The following is a 22,757-nucleotide window of genomic DNA, read 5'->3' as shown; positions in this document are numbered from 1 at the left end:
CTGAGTTTCTACCACATGAGGTAAGGCTTACCTAACGTCCGATCGACGCGGAGGTGGCCACCACAGTGGATTCGGTCGGCCCGTAGGTATTGAAGAGCTGGACATTCGGGGCGATTCTCTGCCACGCGGCGACCCGGTCGGGCAGCGCCGCCTCGCCACCGATGATCACTGTGCGTACTGAATCCGGGACCCTGATGTCCTGGGTGAGGAGGGCGTGCACCAGTTCGTGCCAGAACGCGGTCGGCAGGTCGAGCACGGTGAGTCGCAGCTCCGCGCATGCTTTCAGGAACGTCTCGGCCGAGGCGTGCATCTCGGGCTCGCGCAGCACCAGCGTCCCACCGGTCGAGAGAGTGCCGAAGATCTCCTCCACACTGGCGTCGAAGTGGAGGGCCGCGAACTGGAGCACCCGGTCACGTTCGGTGAACCCGTACCGGTGGGTGGCGGCCGCCACGAATTGCGACAGGGCGCCCCGGCTGATCTCCACGCCGTTGGGGCGGCCGGTCGAACCCGAGGTGTAGATCACGTAGGCGAGCGCGTCCTCCGGCACGTTCCGGTGCACCACCCCGGGTCCGGCCACTGCCGAGTCGATGATCACGGCCGGCCGCGCATCCTCCAGCACATCGGTGTTGCGTCCCGCCGGGCCGTCCGGGTCGATCGGCAGATACGCCGCACCGGCCAGCAGCACGCCCAGGATCGCCACGATCGCGTCCGGCTCCCGTCGCATTCGCACGGCCACCAGACTGTCCGGCTCGACCCCGCGACGGGCCAGGCCGGCGGCGACGGCGCCGGCTTTCGCCCACAATGCGGCGTACGTGTACCGCGTCCCGCCCTGCTCGACCGCCCCCGCATCCGGGGTCGACTCCACCTGCGCGGCGATCCGGTCCAGAACCGGCGTGACGACTCGATCCCGCCACACCGGACGGCGCGGCGCGACCGCCGGGCCCAGCCGCAGCCGGCCCAGCGGCGTCTCCGGCTCGGCCAGCAGGCGCAACAGCCGGTCGAGATGATCGGCCAGGCCGGACGACGTGTACCGGGCCGGGTTGCCGTCCACCTCCAGGCTCATCCCGGTGCCGTCGCCGAAGTCGCGGATGCCCAGCGCCAGGTCCTCGACCGGCCCGGCCGAAATGTTGTGCATGGTGCCGGCCGCTGTGCCGAACCGCAGGTCGTTGTCGAACGGCATGGCGTTGACCACCGGACCGAACAGCCGCCGGTCGCTGCCGACCAGCCCCAGGTCACGCCGCATCTGCTCATGCCGGTAGCGGTGGTGCGGCCGGGACCGCCTGATCTCGGCGGCGATCTGCCGGGCCAGGCCGGGCAGCGTCTGGTCGGGACGGACCGGCACCCGCAGCGGCACGATGTTCATCACGATCGCCGGAACCCGCAGCAGCGGGGTGCCGAGGCGGCCCATCACCGGCAGACCGAGGACGGCCTCGGTCGTACCGGTCATCCGGTGCAGGTAGGCGGCGGTGGCCGCGGCGAACAGCTCCGGCCAGCCGACGCCGAGGCCCTTCAGCTCGGCGGCCCGGTCGGGGCCGATCCGGGTGACCGCCCGGACCGTGTGGTCGGCGACCGGGGCCGGGGCGGCCAACGCGGCCGGCTCCGGCATCCCGTCCAGGTAGCCGCGCCAGAACTCCCGGTCGGCCGGGTGCTTCGGCGAGGCGACGTAGGCGTCGGCCACGTCGAGAACGGTCGCGAACGGGCGGAACGGCCGCCCCTCCCCCGTCGTGTACAGGTCGGCGACCCGGCGGGCCAGCATGGAGAACGCGAACCCGTCGATGGCGATGTGGTGGATCCGCTGGTGCCACAGCCACGTCTCCGGGCCGATCCGGAACAGCGCCTGCGCGAACAGCGGGCCCTCGGCCAGGTCCACCGGGGCACGGACGTCCGCCCGCATCCAGGCGAGCGCCTCGTCCTCGCCGCACTCGCGGACCGGGAACGGGAACGGCCGCGGGTCGATCACCTGCCACGGGCCGGCGTCGTCGGAGCCGTACCGGGTGTGCAGCGACTCCGCCTCGCCGACCATCCGACGGACGGCCGCCTCGAATCTCGCCACGTCGAGCGGGCCCTCGATGCGCACGTAGTCGGCGGTGTTGTAGACCGGGCTGGCCGGGTCGAGCTGCTGGGCGTACCAGAGCGGGGACTGGGCCGGGGACAGCCGCAGGTGTTCGGTCATCGGTCGATCTCCCAGGTGTTCGCCAGCTCCGGGCCGATCAGCGCGAGCGCGGCCGGGTCGGTCATCTCGTCGTGGGTGCAGGGCACGGGCACCACCCGTACCGATGCGGCGTGCTTCTCCCAGGCGTCCGCCCGGAACGCGTCGTCCGCTTCCTCGTTCGCCGCCGTGAACAACAGCAACTCGCCGTCGAAGAAGCCGAGCGCGGCGCCGTTGACCTGCCCACCGGCGGCCGCGAGGTTGGCCTCGATCGCCTCCAGGGCGGGCCGTCCGAGGCCGGCCAGAACCCCCGATCCGCTGAGCGCGGCGAACGCCTCGTCGCGGTCCGCCGGCAGGGCGTCCAGGTCGGACAGCGCGAGGAGGAACTCCAGGCCGTCGCCGGCCGCCGGGCCGGTGTCTGCGCTTTCTTCCTTTCCGGGGTACGCGTCGAGCAGGGCGAGACGCACGTCCTGCCCCGCGCGGCGCAGCTCGGTGGCCATCAGGTGCGCCACCGTCCCGCCCAGCGAATAGCCGACGAGGTGGTAGGGGCCGTCCGGCTGGATCTCGCGGATCAGCGCGAGATAGTCGGCGGCCATCTCCTCGGCGGTCGGGGTGTGCCCGGGTTCGGTCAGGCTGCGGGCCTGCAACGCGTGGACGGGCCGTCTCGTGTACCGGGCCAGCCCGGCGAACGACCAGCCCAGCCCGGCGGCCGGGTGCACGCAGAACAGCGGCTCCCCGTCGCCGGTGGGGCGCAGCGGCAGCAGCGGGCGCAGCGCGGCCCCCGGTTCGGCGCCGGAGTCGATCAGCCTCGCCAGGGCGGCCGGGGTCGGGTTGGCGATGATGTCCGGCACCGTCACCACACCCCGCAACGCCATCTGCACCCGCACCACCAGCAGCGAGTGCCCACCCAGGTCGAAGAAGCCGTCCTGGACGCCCACCTGCTCCAGGCCCAGCACCTCGGCGAACACACCACAGACCAGGCGCTCGGTGGCGGTACGCGGCCGTCCGCTGCCGCCCACGGTGAACTCCGGCGCGGGCAGCGCCCGACGGTCCAGCTTGGCGTTCGGGGTGAGCGGCAGCGCGTCCAGCTCGACCACGGCCGCCGGGACCATGTGCTCCGGAAGGGTGGCGGCGAGGCGTTCCCGCAGGTCACCGGCCGGGCGGTCGAGGACCACGTAGCCGACGAGCCGTTTGATGCCGTGGTCGGTGCGCAGGATCACGGCCGCCTGGCGTACCTCCGGCTGCTCGGCCAGCGCCGCCTCGATCTCGCCGAGTTCGACCCGGAAGCCGCGCAACTGGATCTGGTCGTCGGAACGGCCGAAGAAGTCGATGTCACCGTTCTCCCGCCAGGACACCACGTCGCCGGTGCGGTACATCCGCTGTCCCGGCTCCCACGGGTTGGCGACGAACCGTTCCGCTGTCAGGGCGGGGCGTCCCGCGTACCCCCGGGCCAGACCGGGACCACCCAGGTAGAGCTCGCCCTTGACGCCCACCGGGACCGGCCGCAGGGCCTTGTCCAGGATGTACGCGGTCGTCCCCGGGTCGGGGACGCCGATCGGGACGCGGGCGCCGTCCCAGCCGCGCCGGTACTCCCACAGGGTGGAGTTGACCGTCGCCTCGGTCGGCCCGTAGGCGTCGATGAACCGCATCCGCTCGCCCCACCGCCGGGCCAGTTCCGGGGTGACCGCCTCGGTTCCGCACAGCAGCACGGCCCCGGCGGGCAGCTCGGCGTCCGGCGGCAGCGCGCCGAGCACCGCGGGTGGCAGCGCGATGTGGGTGGCGCCGTTCGACGTGATGTAGTCGGTCAGCGCATTGTCCGCCACCCGGCGGGCGGACGGCACGATGATCGACCGGGCGCCGGTGAGCAGGCCCATCGCCAGCTCGAAGAACGCCAGGTCGAAGCTGATCGACGCGAACTGGAGCACCCTCGAGTTCTGGTCCACGCCGAACGACTCGCGTGCGGTGGCGAGCAGTGCGGCGACGCCCTCGTGGGTGACGACGACGCCCTTCGGCAGGCCGGTCGACCCGGACGTGTAGATCACGTACGCCGGGTGGCGCGGATCCACGGGGACGTCGAGCGGGCTGTCGTAGGTCTCGTCGAGATCGTCCATGAGCAGCGTCTCGACACCGGGCAGCGCCGCCGCGGTGGCCCGAGTGGCCAGGCCGACGACCGGGCGGCCGTCGGTGAGCATGTGCGCGATCCGGGCCGCCGGGTAGGCCGGGTCGATCGGCAGGTACGCGGCGCCCGCCTTGGCGACGGCCAGCACCGCGACCGCCATCTCGACATCGCGGGGCAGGGCCAGCGCCACGGTCCGCTCCGGGCCGGCACCGTGCCCGCGCAGCACCCGGGCCAGCCGGTTGGAGGCGGCGTCCAGTTCGGCGTAGGTGAGCCGCCGGTCCTCGCAGACCACGGCGGTCTCGTCCGGCCGCTGGTGCGCGGCGAACAGTTCGGCGACGGTCCGCGGCGGGTAGCCGCCGGCCCGGCCGGTGAACCCGGACAGTTCCGCCGCCTCGGTGGCGGTGAGCAGCGACAACCGGCCGATCGGGGTGGCGGCGGCGTCCGGCACCGCACGGAACAGGGCATGCAGCCGCTCGCCGAACACCTCGACCTCGGCCGTGGTGAAGGCGTCGGACCGGTAGCGCAGTTGCAGCACCAGACGGTCGCCCGGGTTCACGGCCAGGGCGAGCGGATAGTGCGTGGTGTCCTCGTCGACGACCCCGGTGATCCGCAGCCCGGCGAACGTCTGCCGCGCCTTCTCGGCGTCGAACGGGTAGTTCTCGAACACGGCGAGGGTGTCGAACAGCTCGCCCGATCCGGCGATCCGCTGGATTTCGGCCAGGCCGAGGTGCTGGTGGTCGAGCAGCCGGGACTGTTCCCGCTGCACGGTGTCCAGGTAGTCGCCGACCGTCCGCGCGGGGTTCAGGCGGACGCGTACCGGAACGGTGTTGATGAACAGGCCGATCATGTCCTCGACGCCGGGCAGACCGCCCGGACGGCCGGACACGGTGGTGCCGAACACCACGTCGTCCTGGCCGGTGAGCTGGCCGAGCAGCAGCGCCCACACGCCCTGGACCACGGTGTTCAGGGTGAGCCCGCGGGTCCGGGCCCAGCCGGTCAGGGCCGCGGTCAGCTCCTCCGGCAGCGTCACCTCGTGCTGTTCCTGCACGGTCAGCGCGGGCGGCGTGTCCGGGGCGACCCGGGTGGGCCGGTCCAGGCCCTCCAGGGCGTCGGCCCAGGCCGCGTGCGCCGCCGCCGGGTCCTGCCCGGCCAGCCATGTCAAATACTCCCGGTACGGGGTGACCGCGGCCGGCCGCTGTCCGGCGTACCGGGCGAACAGGTCGCCGACCAGCAGCGGTGTGGACCAGCCGTCGAGCAGGATGTGGTGGTTGGAGATCAGCAGGCGGCTGCGTCCCGGGCCCCGCCGCAGCAGGGTGAACCGGAACAGCGGGGGCGCGGCCAGGTCGAACGGCGCCCGGTCCTCCTCGGCCGCCCGCTCACAGTCGGCATCCGTGGGTGCGTCGAGTTCCCGCCATCCGGGTTCCGGGTCGGCCGGGATCACGGCGAGCAGGCCGTGCTCGGCCTGGATGAAGCCGGCGGCCAGGTTGGGGTGGGCCCGCAGCAGATCGCGGGCGGCCGTGCGCAGTCGCGCCGCGTCGACGTCGCCCTCCAGGTCGAAGGCGAGCTGCACGGTGTAGACGTCGGCGCCCAGCTCGGCGTGGTAGGCGAGGCCCTCCTGCAACGGCGAGGCGGGCAGCAGGTCGGTGAACCCGGGATAGGCGGCCTCGAGGCGGTCGATCTCCGGCTGGCCCGTCCTGACCAGCGGGAAGTCGGACGGAGTGTGGCCGTGTTCGCCGTGTTCGCCGCCCAGCCGCTCCAGTGCCGTGAACCAGGCGTCGGCGTAGGCGGCTACCTGCTCCTCGGTCAGCACGCCGTCCGGCCAGGACCAGTCGGCGACCAGTTCGGTGCCGTCCGGGGACGCCTCCGCGTTGATCTCGATGACGTGGGTGGCCGGCATGTCGGCGTCGGCCCCACCCTCGCCGATTCCGGCGCTGCCTTCGGCGGCGGCCACGGCCCGGCCCAGGTAGTTGAAGGCGATCTGCGGCTGGGCGGTGTCGGCCAGTTCGCCGTCCAGGTAGCGGAGCAGCCCGTAGCCGATGCCCGAGCCGGGGACGGCCCGCAGTTCCTCCTTGACCCGCTTGATCGAGCCGCCGGCGGAGATGCGGACCGGGTGGACGCTGGTGAACCAGCCGACCGTGCGGGAGGTGTCCAGACCCAGGTCCTCGCGGCCGTGGGTCTCCCGGTCGACCAGGATCGACGGGCGGCCGAACGCGTCGGCCAGGGCGGTCAGCAGCACGTCGTCCACGTTGCCGTGTACCGCGGCCGGGATCGTGGTGAGCAGCGGCGCCGCCCCGGTCAGTGTCCGGCGCAGGTGACGCATGGTGGCCGTGGTGTCCTGGGGCCCGAGTGGGCGTACGCCCAATGGGGTGTTGTCACCGGCAAGAATGCGCCGCCACGCCGGGATCTCGTCACGCCTGCTCGCGGCCTCCTCGGACAGGCGGCGCGACCAGCGGCGGAACGACGTCGGCGCGGGCTCCAGCCGCCGGCCGACCTGGGCCGCTTCCAGGTCGGGCAGCAGGATCCGCCACGACACCGCGTCGACGACCAGGTGGTGGGCGACCAGCAGCAGGCGGCCGTCGCCGTGGACGGCACGCAGCATGATCCCGGCGTCGGGGTCCAATCCGGCCTGTGCCCGGCGGGCGTCGGCGGCCCAGTCACCGGACCACTCGCTCAGCACGTCCGCCGCCGCGATCGTGCCCGGCGGCGGCACGATCAGCCGCGTGCCGTCGGTTCGGGCGCGCAGCAGGTCGTGGGTGTCCAGCAGAGCCTGGAGGGCGGCTGTCAGGTTCTCCTTCTCACACGAGATCATCACGGCCTGACTGAAACCGCGCGTGCCGGCGCCCAGTTCGTGCAGCCAGTGCATGATCGGCGTGAACGGCACCTCGCCGAACGCCTCGGCGCGCGGCTCGGCGTCGTCGCGGACCGCGCCGGCCACCGCGGCCAGCCCGGCCGGGGTGCGGTGGTCGAACACCTGCCGCGGGGTGATCGCCAGCCCGGCCGCGCGGGCCCGGCTGACCAGCTGGATCGACGAGATGCTGTCGCCGCCCAGGTCGAAGAACGCGTCGTCGGCTCCGACCGCGTCCAGGCCGAGGAGCTGGGCGAACAGGTCGCACAGGATCCGCTCGGCCGCGGTGACGGGCTCCCTCTTCGTGGTCGCCGCGAGGTCCGGGGCGGGCAGCGCGGCCCGGTCGACCTTGCCGCTGACCGTCAGCGGCAGCTCGCCGAGGTGGACGATGATGGCCGGAACCATGTAGTCGGGCAGCGTTCCCGCCAGACGTTCGCGCAGCTCGGCGACGATCACCTCGCCCGTCACGTAGCCGATCAGGCGGCGAGCGCCCTCGGTGCGGACCACCACGACCGCCTGGTCGACGCCGGGCAGCGCGGCCAGGGCGGCCTCCACCTCGCCCAGCTCGATCCGGTAGCCGCGGATCTTCACCTGGTCGTCGGTGCGGCCCAGCAGTCGCAGGTTGCCGGCCGGCTCCCACATGGCCAGGTCGCCGGTGCGGTACATCCGCTCGCCGGTCTGCCACGGGTCGGCGACGAACCGTTCGGCGGTGCGGGCCGCGTTCAGGTAGCCGCGGGCCAGACCGGCGCCGGCCAGGTACAGCTCGCCCGGCACGCCCGGCGGGACCGGCCGCAGCGCGCCGTCCAGGATGTACGTGCGGGTGCCGGCGATCGGCCGGGACCGGCCGGTGGACTGCCAGTGCCAGGCGTCGACGGTGTACTCAGTGGGGCCGTACAGGTTGTTGACGGTCAGGCCGTCGATCGCGGTCAACTGCCGCCACAGGGTGTCAGGGACCGCCTCGCCGCCGACCGACACCACGCTCGGGCGGTGCCGGCCCTCGCCCAGCAGGCCCGCGGTGAGCAGCTGGCCCAGGTGGGCCGGGGTGAAGTCGAGGTAGCCGATCCGGTGCGTGTCGACGTAGGCCGCCATCGACTCGGGGTCGCGGTAGACGTCGTCGGTGAGCACGTGCAGCTCGTGGCCGGCGAACAGCCACAGGATCGGGTCCCAGGCGGCGTCGAACGAGAACGAGGTGGTGTGGGCGATCGCCAGCCGCTGCTCGGTGAACACGCCGGCGCGGTGCGAGGCGAGCAGGTTGGCGATGGCGGCGTGGGTGACCGCCACGCCCTTCGGGCGGCCGGTCGAGCCGGAGGTGAAGATGGCGTACGCGGTCTGGTTCGGGTCGATCCGGGTCTCCAGCGGGCCCTCGTCGTAGCCGTCCAGGTCGGGCAGCCCGTCTTCGTCCAGGACCACGACCGGGCGGGTGTCGTCCAGCATGAGCGCCACCCGGTCGGCCGGATAGGCGGTGTCGATCGGCAGGGCGGCCGCGCCCGACTTGAGCACGGCCAGCAGGCCGATCACGTAGGACTCGTCGCGGGGCAGCCGCAGACCGACGTACGTCTCCGCCCCGGCGCCCTGGGCGATCAGCCACCTCGCCAGCCGGTTCGACGCGGCGTCGAGCTGCGCGAACGTCAGTCGCGTCTGCCCCGCGACCAGTGCGGGCACGTCCGGGTTCTCGGCCACCGTGGTGGCGAAAACGGCCGGCAGCAACGGCTTCTCGCCGACCTCCGGGCCGGTCACGGGCACTGCCGCACCCGGGTTCGGCACCCGGCCGACCAACTGGCTCGCTTCGGTCGCGAAGGCGGTGAGCAGTTGGGAGAGCCGCTCCCCCAGTTCGGTGACCCGGTCGGCGGTGAAGCAGTCCGGACGGTATTCGAGGTGCAGCTCCAGGGTCTCGGCGGGGATCACCGACAGGCTCAGCGGGTAGTGGGTGGCGTCGCTGCCGCCCACGCCGGTGATGGTCAGGCCGTCGGCGTCCCGGGCCGCCTGGTCCGGGTCGAACGGGTAGTTCTCGAACACGGCCAGGGTGTCGAAGAGCTCGCCCCCGCCGGCCAGCCGCTGGATCTCGGTGAGGCCGACGTGGTGGTGGGCGGTGAGAGCGGCCTGCTCGGCCTGGATGCGGGTGAGCAGTCGGGCGAGGGTCTCGCCCGGGTGCAGCCGCACCCGTACCGGGACGGTGTTGATGAACAGGCCGATCATCCGCTCGACGCCGTCCACCTCCGGCGGGCGGCCGGAGACGGTCGCGCCGAAGATGACGTCGTCGCGGCCGGTGAGCCCGGCCAGCAGCATGGCCCAGGCGCCCTGTACGACGGTGTTCATGGTGACGCCGAGGGTGCGGGCCGCGTCGTCGAGCGCCACGTCCAGCCCGACGGTGATCTCGGCCGGGTGGATCGGCTCGCGGTGCCCGGCGGCGGCCGCGAGACACGGCTCGGCGCCGTCCAGCGCCAGCTGCCACGCTTGGCGGGATACTTGCGGGTCCTGCTCGTTCAGCCAAGTCAGGTAGCGCCGGAACGGCGCGACCTTGGGCAGGTCGCCACCCTGGTAGGCGGCCATCAGCTCCCCGATGAACAGCGGCGTCGACCATCCGTCCAACAGCAGGTGATGGCTGGTGATGGTGAGCCGCCGCCCGGCCGCCGTCACGGCGTCGCCGCTTTCGGCCACTGCCCCCGACGCGGAACTGCTGGTGCCGCCACTCTCGGCCGCTGCCCCCGGCGCGAAACCGCTGGTGCTGCCGCTTTCGGACAGGCTGGCGTGGATCAGCGGGGCGGTGGCCAGGTCGAAGCGGTCCGGGATTGTCTCCGACCACGGCACGGTGGCGGTTCGCGGGACGACCGCGACGACCGAGCCGGCGGCGGTGCGGTGCACGGCGATCCGCAGGTTCTCGTGGCGGGACAGGACGGTGTCGAGGGCGGCGCGCAGCCGGTCCTCGTCGAGCGGTCCGGTCAGGTCGATGGTGAGTTCGGTGACGTAGACGTCCGGGCCGGAGTCGTCGAGCAGGGTGTGGAAGACCATGCCCTGCTGGAGCGGCGACAGCGGATGCACGTCGGCCAGATCCGGGTGGGCTGCCTCGATCTCGTCGATCTCGGCCTGGGTGAGGCTCACCAGTGGCAGGTCGGAGGGGGTCCGGCCGCCGCGCTCGACGGCGGCCAGCTCACGCAGGGCGTCCTGCCAGCGCTCGGCGAGGTCGGCCACCGCGGCCTCGGTCAACACCCCATCGGGCCAGGTCAGCACGGCGACGAGATCGCCGTCGCGGATGTCGGCGTTCACTTCGAGGGGGTACGCCACGGGCAGCTCCCGCGCGCCGCCCCGCAACTGCGACGACTCCGGCGCGGGCGACCACGGCTCGCCGGTGAACGACCCGGCCCGCCCGAGGTAGTTGAAGCAGATCGGCCCGGTGCTGCCGCCGTCGAAACCGACCCCCCGATCCGGTACGGCCCGCAGTTGCTCCTTGATCCGCTTCAGCGAGGTGGCGGCGTCACCGCTGCCCGGGTCGAGCAGGACCGGGTAGAGGCTGGTGAACCAGCCGACCGTCCGGGCCGTGTCGGCGTGTGGAAGATCCGCGCGGCCATGGCTCTCCAGATCCACCACAGACACGGTGTCATCGCCGTAGCCGTACGCCCGCCGCCAACCGGGCAGCGCTCGGGCGAGCCCGGTGAGCAGCACATCCTCCGGATTGCCGTAGAACGCCGCCGGCACCGCCGACAGCAACGGCTCCGCCGGAACGCTGATCTCCAGCCGCCGCAGCGTGGCGGTGGTGTCCACAGCAGGGTCGAGCGGCCGGTCCCCGAGCGGAGCCGCGGCGGCCGTCGCCGCTGCCCACAAGCGGACCTCGGCCTTGCCACCCGCACCGCCGAGACCGCGGTCGAGCCCGGAAGAAGAACCCTCGTCGTGGCCGGCCAAATCACCACCACGACCAGCCGAGGTCCGGCCGTCACCGCCGGTCGGAGCACCGCCGTCACCGCCAGCCGGTGAGAGGGCCTCGTTGCGGGTCTGGAGGAGGGCGGTCCAGCGGCGGAAGGAGGTGCCGGCCGGGGTGACCGGGTGGCCTTCGCAGGCGGCGGCCAGGTCGGGGAGCAGGATGCGCCAGGAGACCTCGTCGATGACCAGGTGGTGGATGACCAGAAGCAGGCGGTCGCCTTCGTTCAGCCGCAGGCGGACGGCCTCGAACATGCGGCCGGCGGCCGGGTCGAGGCGCTGCTGGGCCGACGTCAGCTCGGTGGCCACATCGGCACCGGCCACCCGGAACGGGACAGCGGCGCCGGGCGGGGGCACCGACAGGTCCCAGCCATCGGTGAGGCTGGCACGGAGCAGGTCGTGGGCGTCGTAGACCGCCTGTAGGGCCGACCGCAAGGTGTCGTCGGTGAGACCGTCGGGCAGGTGGACCAGGATCTCCTGGCTGTAGCCGGCGGCCAGAGCGACGTCGCCGCCGGTCAGGTCGCGCAGCCACCGGATGATCGGGGTGGCCGGAATCGTGCCGTAGGCCGCGTCGCGTGGCTCGGCTCGATCGGCGGTGACCGGCACTGCTACGGCAGCGAGCGCCTCGACCGTACGTTCCTCGAAGACCTGTCGTGGGGTGAGCATGAGACCGGCCGCGCGGGCCCGGCTGACCAGCTGGATCGACGAGATGCTGTCGCCGCCGAGGTCGAAGAAGCTGTCGGTCATCCCGGCGGACACCCCGAGCACCTCGCCGACCAGGGTCTGAATCAGGCGTTCGGCGTCGGTGCGCGGCGAACGGGAGGCGCTGACCGGCTGCGCCGGGGCGGGCAGGGCACGCCGGTCCACCTTGCCGGACGGGGTGAGCGGGAACGCGCCGAGGGTGACGATCGCCGACGGGACCATGTAGTCGGGCAGCCGGTCGCGCAGCAGGGCCACATCGGCGGATCCGACGACGTAGCCGACGAGTCGCCGTACCCCGGGATGGTCTTCGCGGACCATGGCGACCGCCTGGATCACGCCAGGCAGGGCGGCCAGCGCGGCCTCGACCTCACCCAGCTCGATCCGGTAGCCACGGATCTTCACCTGGTCGTCGGCGCGGCCCAGCAGTTCGAGCCGGGCGTCGGCGAAGCGGGCCAGGTCGCCGGTGCGGTACATGCGGCCGGAGCCGTACGGGTCGGCGACGAAACGTTCGGCGGTCAGGCCGGGCCGGTTGAGGTAGCCGCGGGCGAGGCCGGGACCGGTCAGGTACAGCTCGCCGGTCACGCCGGGCAGCACCGGGCGAAGCGCGGCGTCGAGGACCCGCACGGTGGTTCCGGCCATCGGTGTGCCACCGTCGGCGGTCCACTGGTACGCGTCGACCGTGTACTCGGTCGGCCCGTACAGGTTGAGGGCCCGCACCCCGGCGTCGAGCAGCGTCCGCCACAGCCCCGGCGGCACCGCTTCGCCGCCGACCGAAACCACGGACGGCACGTGGCCGGGGCCGGTGAGCAGGCCGCGGTCGACGAGCTGCTCCAGGTAGGCGGGGGTGAAGTCGATCCCGTCGATCCGGTGTTCGCGCAGGTAGGCGAGGAACACGTCCGGGTCGGCGTAATCGTCGAGGACGTGCAGCTCGTGCCCGGCGAGCATCCACAGGATCGGGTCCCAGGAGGCGTCGAACCCGAACGAGGCGGTATGCGTGACCCGAAGTCGGCTGGCCGACGGGAAAAGGTCACGGCGGTGCCCGGCTAGCAGGTTCGCAATGGAGCCGTGGCTGACGACGACGCCCTTGGGCGTACCGGTGGATCCCGATGTGTAGATGATGTAGGCCGCCTGGCCGGACCCCGGCGAGACCGGCGGCGGCGTTGCCGCGCCGCCGGACGGCAGCGCGTCGAGGGTGACCACCGGCCGCGCGTCAGCGAGCATGAGCGCCACGCGGTCGGCCGGGTAGGCGGCGTCGATCGGCAGCGCGGTCGCACCGGCCTTGAGCACGCCGAACAGGGCGACGATCGCGTCCGCGCCGCGCGGCAACCGCAGCGCCACCACCGTCTCCGGCCCGGCTCCGAGGGCGAGCAGCGCGTTGGCCACCCGGTTGGACTCGGCGTCGAGTTCGGCGAAGGTGAGCGTCCGGTCCGGACCGACGACGGCGGTGCCCGTGTGCTCGGCCAGACACGAGGTGATCGGCGTGAACCGCTGCGCGGCACCCGGCGAGGACGGCAACACGGTCACCGGCGTGAACGGCTGTGCGGAGCGGGCGTGCTGGGCCGAGTCGGCGGTGACGACGCTTGTCGCGGCGACCCGGCGCCCGGTGTCAGCGCCGATCGTGTCGAGCAGGGTGGCGAGCTGTACCGCGATGACACCGGCGGCCTCAGCGGTGAAGCAGTCCGGCCGGTAGTCGAGGTGCACCTGGAGCCCGTCACCCGGGGTGACGGTGACGTTCAGCGGATAGTGGGTGGCGTCCCGCCCGGCGACAGCGCCGATGGTCAGCCCGGCGACGGTCTCGGCGGCCTTCTCCGGGTCGTACGGGTAGTTCTCGAACACGGCGAGCGTGTCGAAAAGGTCCCCTTCGCCGGCAAGACGCTGGACCTCGGCGAGGCTCAGGTGCTGGTGGTCGAGCAGAACCGCCTGCTCCGCCTGAACCCGCCGCAACAGCTGGGCGAGCGTCTCGGCCGGATCGATCCGGATCCGCACGGGCACGGTGTTGATGAACAGCCCGACCATCGTCTCGACACCGGGCACCTCAGCGGGCCGCCCGGACACGGTGGCCCCGAACACCACGTCGGTACTTCCGGTGAGCTGCCCGACCAGAAGAGCCCAGGCGCCCTGCACGACGGTGTTGAGGGTGACACCGAGCCGCCGGGCCGCGGCCGACAGCCGCTCCCCGTCGACCGAAACCGTGACGGTGCCGGGCAGAACCGCCACGCGGGCGTTCGCCGGCCCGGCCACGAGGGTGGGGGTGACGTCCTCGAGGGCAGTCCGCCAGGCCTGCCGCGAGGCCTCCCGATCGGTGCCGGAAAGCCACCGCAGGTAGTCGCGGTACTGCGGGGCGGCGGGCAGACTCCGCCCCCGGTACAGGTCGAACAGCTCCCCGAGCAGCACCGGCGTGGACCACCCGTCGAGCAGCACGTGGTGGTTGCTGAACAGCAGCCGGTGCCGGTCCTCACCCTGCCGCAGCAGCGCGAACCGGGCCAGCGGCGCCCGCGTGATGTCGAACTTGCGGGCCCGGTCGCGTTCCTCGAAGCGATCGTCGAAGTCGGCCTCCAGCCACGGCACGTCCACGGTGGCCGGAATCGCGGCGACCGCCCGCCCGTCGCCGGTGCGCCCGAACCAGGCCCGCAGGTTGGCGTGCCGTGCGAACAGCCCGTCCACCGCCCGCCGCAGCGCCTCCACATCCAACGGCCCGGCAAGATCGATGGCGAGCTGGCTCAGATAGACATCCGGTGCGTCCGCGTCGAACTCGGAGTGGAAGAGCATGCCCTCCTGCAACGGCGACAGCGGGCACACGTCGACCAGCCCACCACCGAGCGCGTCCAGATCACCCTGGGTGACGTCGGCGGTCACGTCGGACGGCGTCAGCCCACCCTCGGTGAGCTGTGCGATTTCGGTCAGCTCGGAGAACCACGCCTCGGCCAGCGCCCGCACGTCGGCCTCGGCGAGGACACCACCGGCCCACGTCCAGGTCGCCCGCAGCTCACCACCGACGGTCGCGGCGTTCACCTCGACGGCGTGCGGCAACGGCATGTCCGGCGCCCCACCGGCGGCGGCACGCTCCGGCGCCACCCCGAAATCGACGTCCTCCGGCGCGGGCATCCGCCCCAGATAGTTGAAACCGATCTGCGGAGCGGGCACATCGGCAAGCGCCCCAGAAAGCCACCGCAAGACCCCGAAGCCAAGACCGTTCTCTGGTACGGCGCGCAGCTGCTCCTTGACCGATTTCAGACTCGTGGCCGCGTTCCCGCCAGCGGAGAGCCGAACCGGGTAGACCGTGGTGAACCAGCCCACTGTCGCGTCGAGCCCGTCCACCTCGCGACCGTGGCCTTCCAGGTCGATCAGCGCGTCCGCACTCCCCCGCCACGCCTGCACGGCCCGGGTGAGCCCGGTGAGCAGCACGTCGTTGGCACCGGCGTGGAAGGCGGCGGCCACCGTACCGAGCAGCGGCCCGGTCACCGCGGCGGGCAGTGTGAGGGTGAGTTCGCGGGAGGTGGCGGTGGTGTCCTGCGCCGGGTCCAGCGGCCGCGACCCGAGCAGCGGCTCGTCCCCGGCCGGCACCGATTCCCAGTAGGGCAGCTCACCCGACCGGTCCTCGCCCGCCTGGGCCTGCGCGAACTTCCGGAACGAGGTGCCCGACCGCAGCAGCGCCGTACCGGCGTAGGCGGCCCGCAGATCGTCCAGAATGATCCGCCAAGACACGCCGTCCACGACGAGGTGGTGGATCACCAGGATCAGGCGGCCGGGCTCGTCCCCATGGTCGAGGTGGATGGCCTGGATCATGCGGCCGACGCCTGGGTCGAGCCGCTCGATCGCGGCCGCCGACTCGACATCGACCCGCCCTTGCCACACCGGCTCAGACCGGTCACCCGGCTCCGCGTCGGACCGGCCATGCGGCGAAGCCCCCGAGCCGTCAGCCGACATCGCGTCGGACCGGCCATGCCGCGCCGCCTCGGCCCGGTCGGCCGACGATTCGGCGGCGACCGGCACCAGCGGCACAGCGCGGAACCAGTCGGTGGGCAGCTCGTCCGGGACGGTCAGGGTGTCGCCGTCGAGGCGGGCGCGGAGCAGGTCGTGGCGGCGCAGCACGGCGGTGAGGGCCGGTTCGAGGTCGGCGCCGGCGGGGACCCGCAGCACCACCGACTGGTGGTATCCGGCGGTGACCGGCCCGAGCGAGGCGAGCCACGCCGACATCGGGGTGGCCGGGATCTCGCCGAGCGCGTCGGCGGCCGTCTCCACCGGGGCGCCGTCCAGCTCACGGGCCACCGCGGCCAGCGCCCGCGGCGTCTGGTGGGTGAACACGTCGCGCGGGGTGACCACGAGACCGGCGGCGCGGGCCCGGCTGACCAGCTGGATCGACGAGATGCTGTCGCCGCCCAGATCGAAGAAGCCGTCCGTGACACCGATCCCGGGCACCCCGAGGACCTCGGCGAACAGGCGTGCGAGGGCAGCCTCGGCGGCGCTGGCGGCGGCCGCGTTCTCGACGGCCAGATCCGGGGCGGGCAGCGCGTTGCGGTCCAGCTTGTCGTTGGCGGTACGCGGCAGCGCGTCCAGCACCACGACGGCGACCGGGACCATGTAGTCGGGCAGGCGCTCGGCCGCGTACGTCTTCACCGTGGCCGGATCGGCGGCGCCCACCACGTACGCGACAAGTTGTTTGCCACGCTCCTCGCGGATGACGACCGCGGCCTGGACCACCGCGGGGTGTTCGAGCAGCACCGCCTCGATCTCGGCGGGTTCGATCCGGAAGCCGCGGATCTTCACCTGGTCGTCGGCGCGGCCGAGGATGCGCAGCACCCCGTCGGAGCCGAAGCGGGCCAGGTCGCCGGTACGGTACATGCGGCCGCCGCTGTACGGGTCGGCCACGAACCGGGTGGCGGTGAGCGCCGGGTCGCCGAGGTAGCCGCGGGCCACCGAGGCGCCGCCGACGTACAGCTCGCCGGTGACCCCGGCCGGAACCGGGCGCAGGGCGGCGTCGAGGACGTAGACGGCGCTGCCCGCGGTGGCGGCCGCGCCGCTGTTCCACCAGACGTAGCCGTCCACGGTGGTCTCGGTGGGCCCGTACTGGTTGATGGCGAGAAGGCCGGGCTGCGCCAGCAGACGGTCCCAGAGGGCGGCCGGGACGGCCTCGCCGCCGACCGTGACGATGCCCGGGTGGTGGTCGCCGTCGAACAGGCCCTCCGCGACGAGCTGGGCCAGGTAGGACGGGGTGAAGTCGAGGTAGTCGACGCGTTCGGCGCGCAGCAGGGCGAGCAGCGCCGCCGGGTCGCGGTAGGTGTCGCCGTCGACCACGTGCAGGGTGTTTCCGCCGGCCATCCACAGGATCGGGTCCCAGGAGGAGTCGAAGGTGAACGGGGCGGTGTGGGCGATCCGCAGCCCGTCGGCCGGGAAGAGGCGGTTGGCGTGCGAGGCGTAGAGGGTGCCGAGGCTGCCGTGGGTGGCGACGACGCCCTTCGGGGTGCCGGTCGACCCGGACGTGAAGATCACGTACGCGGCCGTTTCCAAGTGCGGGTACGGCATCTCGTCGACCGGCCCGTCGAGGGCGGGCAGCGCGTCCAGGACCAGCAGCGGCTTCGCGGCGGCGGTCATGGCGGCGATCCGCGTATCCGGGTAGGACGGGTCGAGTTGCAGCGACGCCGCTCCGGAGCGCAGCACGCCGAGCAGCGCCACGACCGCGTCCACCCCGCGCGGCAGCCGCAGCCCGATGACCGTTTCCGGTCGAGCGCCCTGTCGGCGGAGCCAGGTCGCGAGCCTCTCCACGGCCACGTCCAGCTCGGCGAAGGAGAGAGCCCGTTCACCGTCGGTGACAGCGGTTCGGTCGGGGGTGCGGCGGGCCTGCGCGGCCAGCACCTCGGGAACGGTGACGGCCGCGATCGGCGCCGCCGCGACCGGCCGCTCGGCGGGCGCGAGGATGTCGAGGTCGCCGATCGGCCGGTCAGGTGCGGCGACGGCGGCCGCGAGCAGGCGGGTGAACCGGTCGGCGAGCTGGGCAACGGTGGCCGGGTCGAACAGGTCGGTGCGGTATTCGAGGTAGCCGGCCAGGCCGTCGGTGCCGGGGGTCTCGGCGACGCTGACGGTCAGGTCGAACTTGGCGATCTCCGGTTCGGTGTAGGCGATCTCGATAGTCAGGCCGGGCAGGACCGGGGCCTGCTGCATGCCGTTCTGGTAGGAGAGCATGACCTGGAACAGCGGGCTGTACGCGGCCGACCGGCGTGGGTTGACCGCCTCCACGACCCGGTCGAACGGCAGGTCCGCGTGGTCGTACGCGGACAGGTCGACGGCCCGGACGCGGCCGAGCAGCTCGCGGAAGCCGGGGTTGCCGCTGGTGTCGGTGCGCAGCACGAGCGTGTTGACGAAGAACCCGACGAGCCGGTCCAGGGCGGCGTCGGCGCGACCGGCGACCGGCACGCCGATCGGCAGGTCGGTGCCCGCGCCGAGCCGGGTGAGCAGCGCCCCGAGTCCGGCCTGGAGGACCATGAACAGGCTGGTGCCGGTGGTGTTGGCCAGGTCGCGCAGCCCGCGGTGCAGGTCGGCCGGGATGGTGAAGCCGTGCAGGCGCCCGGCGCTGGACGCGACGGCCGGGCGGGGCCGGTCGGTCGGCAGTTCGAGGACCTCGGGCAGGCCGTCGAGCGCCGATGTCCAGTATTCGGTCTGCTCCGTGCCGACCGCGCCCAGCAGCTCGGTGTGCCAGAGGGTGTAGTCGGCGTACTGCACCGGCAGCGCGGTGAAGCTTGGCGCGATCCCGGCGGCGCGGGCCGTATAGGCCACGGCCAGGTCGGAGCAGAGCGGTTCGAGGGACCACTCGTCACCGGCGACGTGGTGCAGCAGCAGGAGCAGCCGGTGCTCGTCCGGCCCGTCGGCGATCAGCGCGGCCCGCAGGGGCGGCTCCGCGTCCAGCCGGAACGGCGTGTTCACCGCCGCGTCGAACCCGTCCGGCGGCAGCACCGGCAGCGTGACCGGAATCGGGTCGAGGATCTCCTGGTACGCCTCCCCGTCCTCGGTGCGCAGCACGGTCCGCAGCGTCTCGTGGCGCACGGTCAGGTCGGTGATCGCGGCGGCCAGCGCCCGCACGTCGACCGGTCCGGACAGTTTGAGCACCAGCGGCAGGTGGTAGGTGGCGCTCGGCCCGTCCAGGCGGTCCAGGAACCACAGGCGCTGCTGAGCTGCGGAGAGGGGAAGACGCTCCGGGCGTACCCCTGCTGTCAGTGAAGGACGCTGCGGACCCGCGGCCGTCAGGCGCAGAGCGAGTCCCGCGGGCGTCGGGGCTTCGAAAACAGACCGCAGCGGCATCTCGGCGCCGAGTTCGAGGCGGATCCGGCTGACCATGCGGGTGGCGAGAAGTGAGTGGCCGCCGAGGGCGAAGAAGTCGTCGTCGGCGCCGACCGTGTCCAGGCCGAGCAGGTCGGCGAAGATCGTGCAGAGGGTGCGTTCCTGCGGGGTCTCCGGGGCGCGGCCGGTCGCGGTGATCGCCGGGGCGGGCAGGGCGCGGCGGTCGAGTTTGCCGTTCGGCGACAGCGGCAGCGCGTCGAGCCGGACCGTCACGGACGGGACCATGTAGGCGGGCAGGGTGCGGCGCAGCGGTTCCAGGTCGACCGGGTTGACCGTGTAGCCGACCAGCATGTCGTTGCGGACCGCGACGGCCGCCGGACCGCCGGACGCCGCGATCAGGGCGGCCTCGATCTCGCCCAGCTCGATCCGGAAGCCGCGCAGTTTGATCTGGTCGTCGGTGCGGCCCAGGTATTCGACGGCGCCGTCGGCGCGCCAGCGGGCCCGGTCGCCGGTGCGGTACATGCGGCCCGCGCCGAACGGGTTGGCGACGAACCGTTCGGAGGTGAGCCCGGCCCGGCCCAGATAGCCGTCGGCCAACTGGATTCCGGCCAGATACAGCTCGCCGGGGACGCCCGGCGGGACCGGCTTGAGGTGGCGATCCAGCACGTAGAGGCGGGTGTTCCAGACCGGGCGGCCGATCGGTACGACCTGGTCGCCGGGCGCGCACGGCCAGTAGGTGACGTCGACGGCGGCCTCGGTGGGTCCGTACAGGTTGTGCAGCTCGGCCGGGAGCAGGGCGAGGCATTCTTCCGCCAGCGCGGCGGGCAGGGCCTCTCCGGACGTGATGATCCGGCGCAGTCCGGTGCAGGTCGCCGCACCGGGTGAAGCGAGGAAGGCCTGGAGCATCGACGGAACGAAGTGGACCGTGGTGATCTGCTCGTCGCGGATCAGTTCCGCCAGGTATGCGGGGTCGCGGTGGCCGTCGGGGCGGGCCACGACGAGGTGGGCGCCGACCAGGAACGGCCAGAAGAACTCCCAGACGGAGACGTCGAAGCTGGCCGGGGTCTTCTGGAGGACGCGTTCGCCCTGCTGAAGGCCGTATTCGTGCTGCATCCACAGCAGGCGGTTGACGATGGCGACATGCGGGACGAGCACGCCCTTCGGCCGTCCCGTCGATCCTGAGGTGTAGATGAGGTAGGCGGCGTCGGTCTCTTTGACCACCGGAAGATCAACTGCTGCATCCGGAAGATCAATTCCGGTCAAGATCACCGCGGGGTCGGCGTCGGCCAGCATGAACGCGATCCGGTCCGCTGGCAGATCGGGGTCGATCGGCAGATACGCGCCACCGGCCCGCTGCACCGCATGCAGGGCAACTACAAGATCAAAAGACCGGGGCATCTGTACGGCGACGATCCGTCCCCGGACACCCCGTGCGACCAGGCTGCGGGCCAGGGTATCGACCCGCTCGCCGAATTCCCGGTAGGACAGGGTCGAACCCTCGAAGGTGACGGCCGGAGCGTCCGGGGTGGCGGCGATCCGCTCGGCGACCAGGCCGGGCAGGGTGGCCCGCACGATGGGACGGTCCGTGTCGTTCCACCGGTGCAGGACGGCGTTCCGCTCACCCTCGGTGAGCAGGTCGATCGCGCCGATCGGCAGGTCCGGCTCAGCCACCGCGGCGGTCAGCAGCCGGGTGAACCGGTCGGCGAACGTCTCCATGGTGGCCCGGTCGAACAGCGCGGCCCGAAACTCCAGCCCGGCGCGCATCGGCTGCCCGGCGCCACCGTCGGCGACGCTCACCGTCAGGTCGAACTTGGCGTCCCCGGCCGGCGTGATCTCGATGGCCGCGTCCAATCCGGCCAGATCCAGGGTCTCCCCCAGCCCCGCCCGGTAGACCAGCAGCGTCTGGAACAGCGGGTGGTACGCCAGCGACCGCGCCGGGTTCAGCCGCTCCACGAGCCGGTCGAACGGCAGGTCGGCGTGATCGAAAGCGGCCACATCGGTCTGCCGCACCCGGTCCAGCAGCTCGGCGAAGGTGGGATCGCCGGAGGTGTCGGTGCGCAGCGCGAGGGTGTTGACGAAGAAGCCGACCAGATCGTCGAGGGCGGTGTCGCCACGGCCGGCGACCGGGGTGCCGACCACGATGTCGGTGCCGGCGCCGAGCCGGGTGAGCAGGGCGGCCAGGCCCGCGTGCAGCACCATGAAGACGCTGCTGCCGGCGGCCGCGGCGCGCACCTTGTCGGCCAGGTCGGCGGGCAGGTGGAAGCCGACGGTGGCGCCCTCGCCTCCGGCGACGGCCGGGCGGGGCCGGTCGGTGGGCAGGTCCATCACGTCGGGGGCGCCGGCCAGGGCGTCACGCCAGAACGCGATCTGGGTGGGTTCGGCGGCGGCGAGCAGCTCCCGCTGCCAGAGGGCATAGTCGGCGTACGAGACGGGCAGTTCCGTCCAGTCCGGGGCGTGACCGTCGCGGCGGGCCCGGTAGGCGGTGGCCAGATCGGTCATCAGCGGCTTCATCGACCACTCGTCGCCGGCGATGTGGTGCAGCAGCAGGACCAGGTCGTGAGTGGTGTCGTCGATCCGGCGCAGCGCGGCCCGCAGCGGCAGGTCGCGGGTCAGGTCGAACGGCTCGCGGATCGTCGCGGCCACGTCGTCGGTGCGCCCGAGGACCGGCCGATCGTCGAGAACGCGCTGGCAGGGGACGCCGTCCGGGCCGGCCGGGAAGACCGTGCGCAGGGTGGCGTGCCGGCCGGCGAGGTCACCGATGGCGGCATTCAGGGCGGGCACGTCCAGGTCGCCGGTGAGCCGGGCGATCAACGGCATGTGGTACGCGGTGGTGTCCGCGTCGAGGCGGCTCAGGAACCACAGGCGCTGCTGGGCGTACGACAGGGGCACGGTCTCCGGCAGGTCGCGGCGGGTCAGCGCGGGCCGTGTCGGGGCCTGCTCGGTGGAGGCGGCGGCGACACCGGCCGGGGTGGGCGCGGCGAACAGGTCGCGCAGGCTGATCTCCCGGCCCAGGTCGGCGCGGAGCCGTCCGATCAGGCGGGTGGCGAGAAGTGAGTGGCCGCCGAGGGCGAAGAAGTCGTCGTCGGCGCCGACCGTGTCCAGGCCGAGGACGTCGGCGAACAGGGCGCACAGGGCGGCTTCCAGCGGGGTGGCCGGGGCGCGGCCGGCGACCACCGGCATCTCGGCCGCCGGGAGGGCACGCTTGTCGACCTTGCCGTTCGGGGTGAGCGGGAGCCGGTCCAGCCGGACGATCACCGCCGGGACGAGGTAGTCGGGCAGGGTGGCGGCCAGTTCGGCGCGCAGCTTGGCGGGATCGACGTCACCCGCCACGTAACCGGCCAGGCGGACCACCGGGCCGGGCACCGCCAGGACGGCCGCGCCGGCCACACCGGGCAGCGCGGACAGGGCTGCCTCGATCTCGCCGAGTTCCACCCGGAAACCGCGGACCTTCACCTGCTGGTCGGCGCGGCCCACGTACTCGATCTCGCCATCCGGGCGGACCGTGACCAGGTCGCCGGTACGGTACATGCGGTCGCCGGGGTCGCCGTACGGGTCGGCCACGAACCGCTGGGCGGTCAGCGCCGGCCGCCCCCGGTAGCCGCGTGCCAGCGACGGCCCGGTCAGGTACAACTCGCCGACCACACCGGACGGCACGGGCTGGAGCCCGGCGTCGAGGACGTACGCGCCGGTGTGCTCCAACGGGGTGCCGATCGTGACGGTGGCGGAATCCCGGAGGTCGGGCATGGTGTGGCGCTCCC

2 protein-coding genes are annotated in these 22,757 nt (G+C 72.9%); both read right to left on the bottom strand.

Going from position 1 to position 22,757, the window contains the following annotated elements; all coding sequences use genetic code 11:
- Nucleotides 1-31: 31 nt before the first annotated feature.
- Nucleotides 32-2,173: an AMP-binding protein gene (locus tag IEZ13_RS09100; RefSeq protein ID WP_183220247.1), complete on the bottom strand. Its 2,142-nt coding sequence runs from the start codon at nt 2,171-2,173 to the stop codon at nt 32-34.
- The gene (locus tag IEZ13_RS09095) at nt 2,170-22,743 is read right to left on the bottom strand and encodes a non-ribosomal peptide synthase/polyketide synthase (protein ID WP_183220245.1); all 20,574 of its coding nucleotides are present in this window, start codon (nt 22,741-22,743) and stop codon (nt 2,170-2,172) included. The genes IEZ13_RS09100 and IEZ13_RS09095 overlap by 4 nt, the downstream gene beginning before the upstream one ends.
- Nucleotides 22,744-22,757: the final 14 nt, after the last annotated feature.

Origin of the sequence: Actinoplanes campanulatus (assembly GCF_014647795.1) — a bacterium.
Taxonomy (GTDB): domain Bacteria; phylum Actinomycetota; class Actinomycetes; order Mycobacteriales; family Micromonosporaceae; genus Actinoplanes; species Actinoplanes campanulatus.
The sequence above is the reverse complement of the archived record's forward strand: the minus strand, read 5'-3'. Positions and strand labels throughout refer to the sequence as shown.

Coding starts and splice junctions, on each gene's coding strand:
- IEZ13_RS09095 (WP_183220245.1), bottom strand. CDS start 22,743: ATGCCCGACCTCCGGGATTCCGCCACCGTCACGATCGGCACCCCGTTG.
- IEZ13_RS09100 (WP_183220247.1), bottom strand. CDS start 2,173: ATGACCGAACACCTGCGGCTGTCCCCGGCCCAGTCCCCGCTCTGGTAC.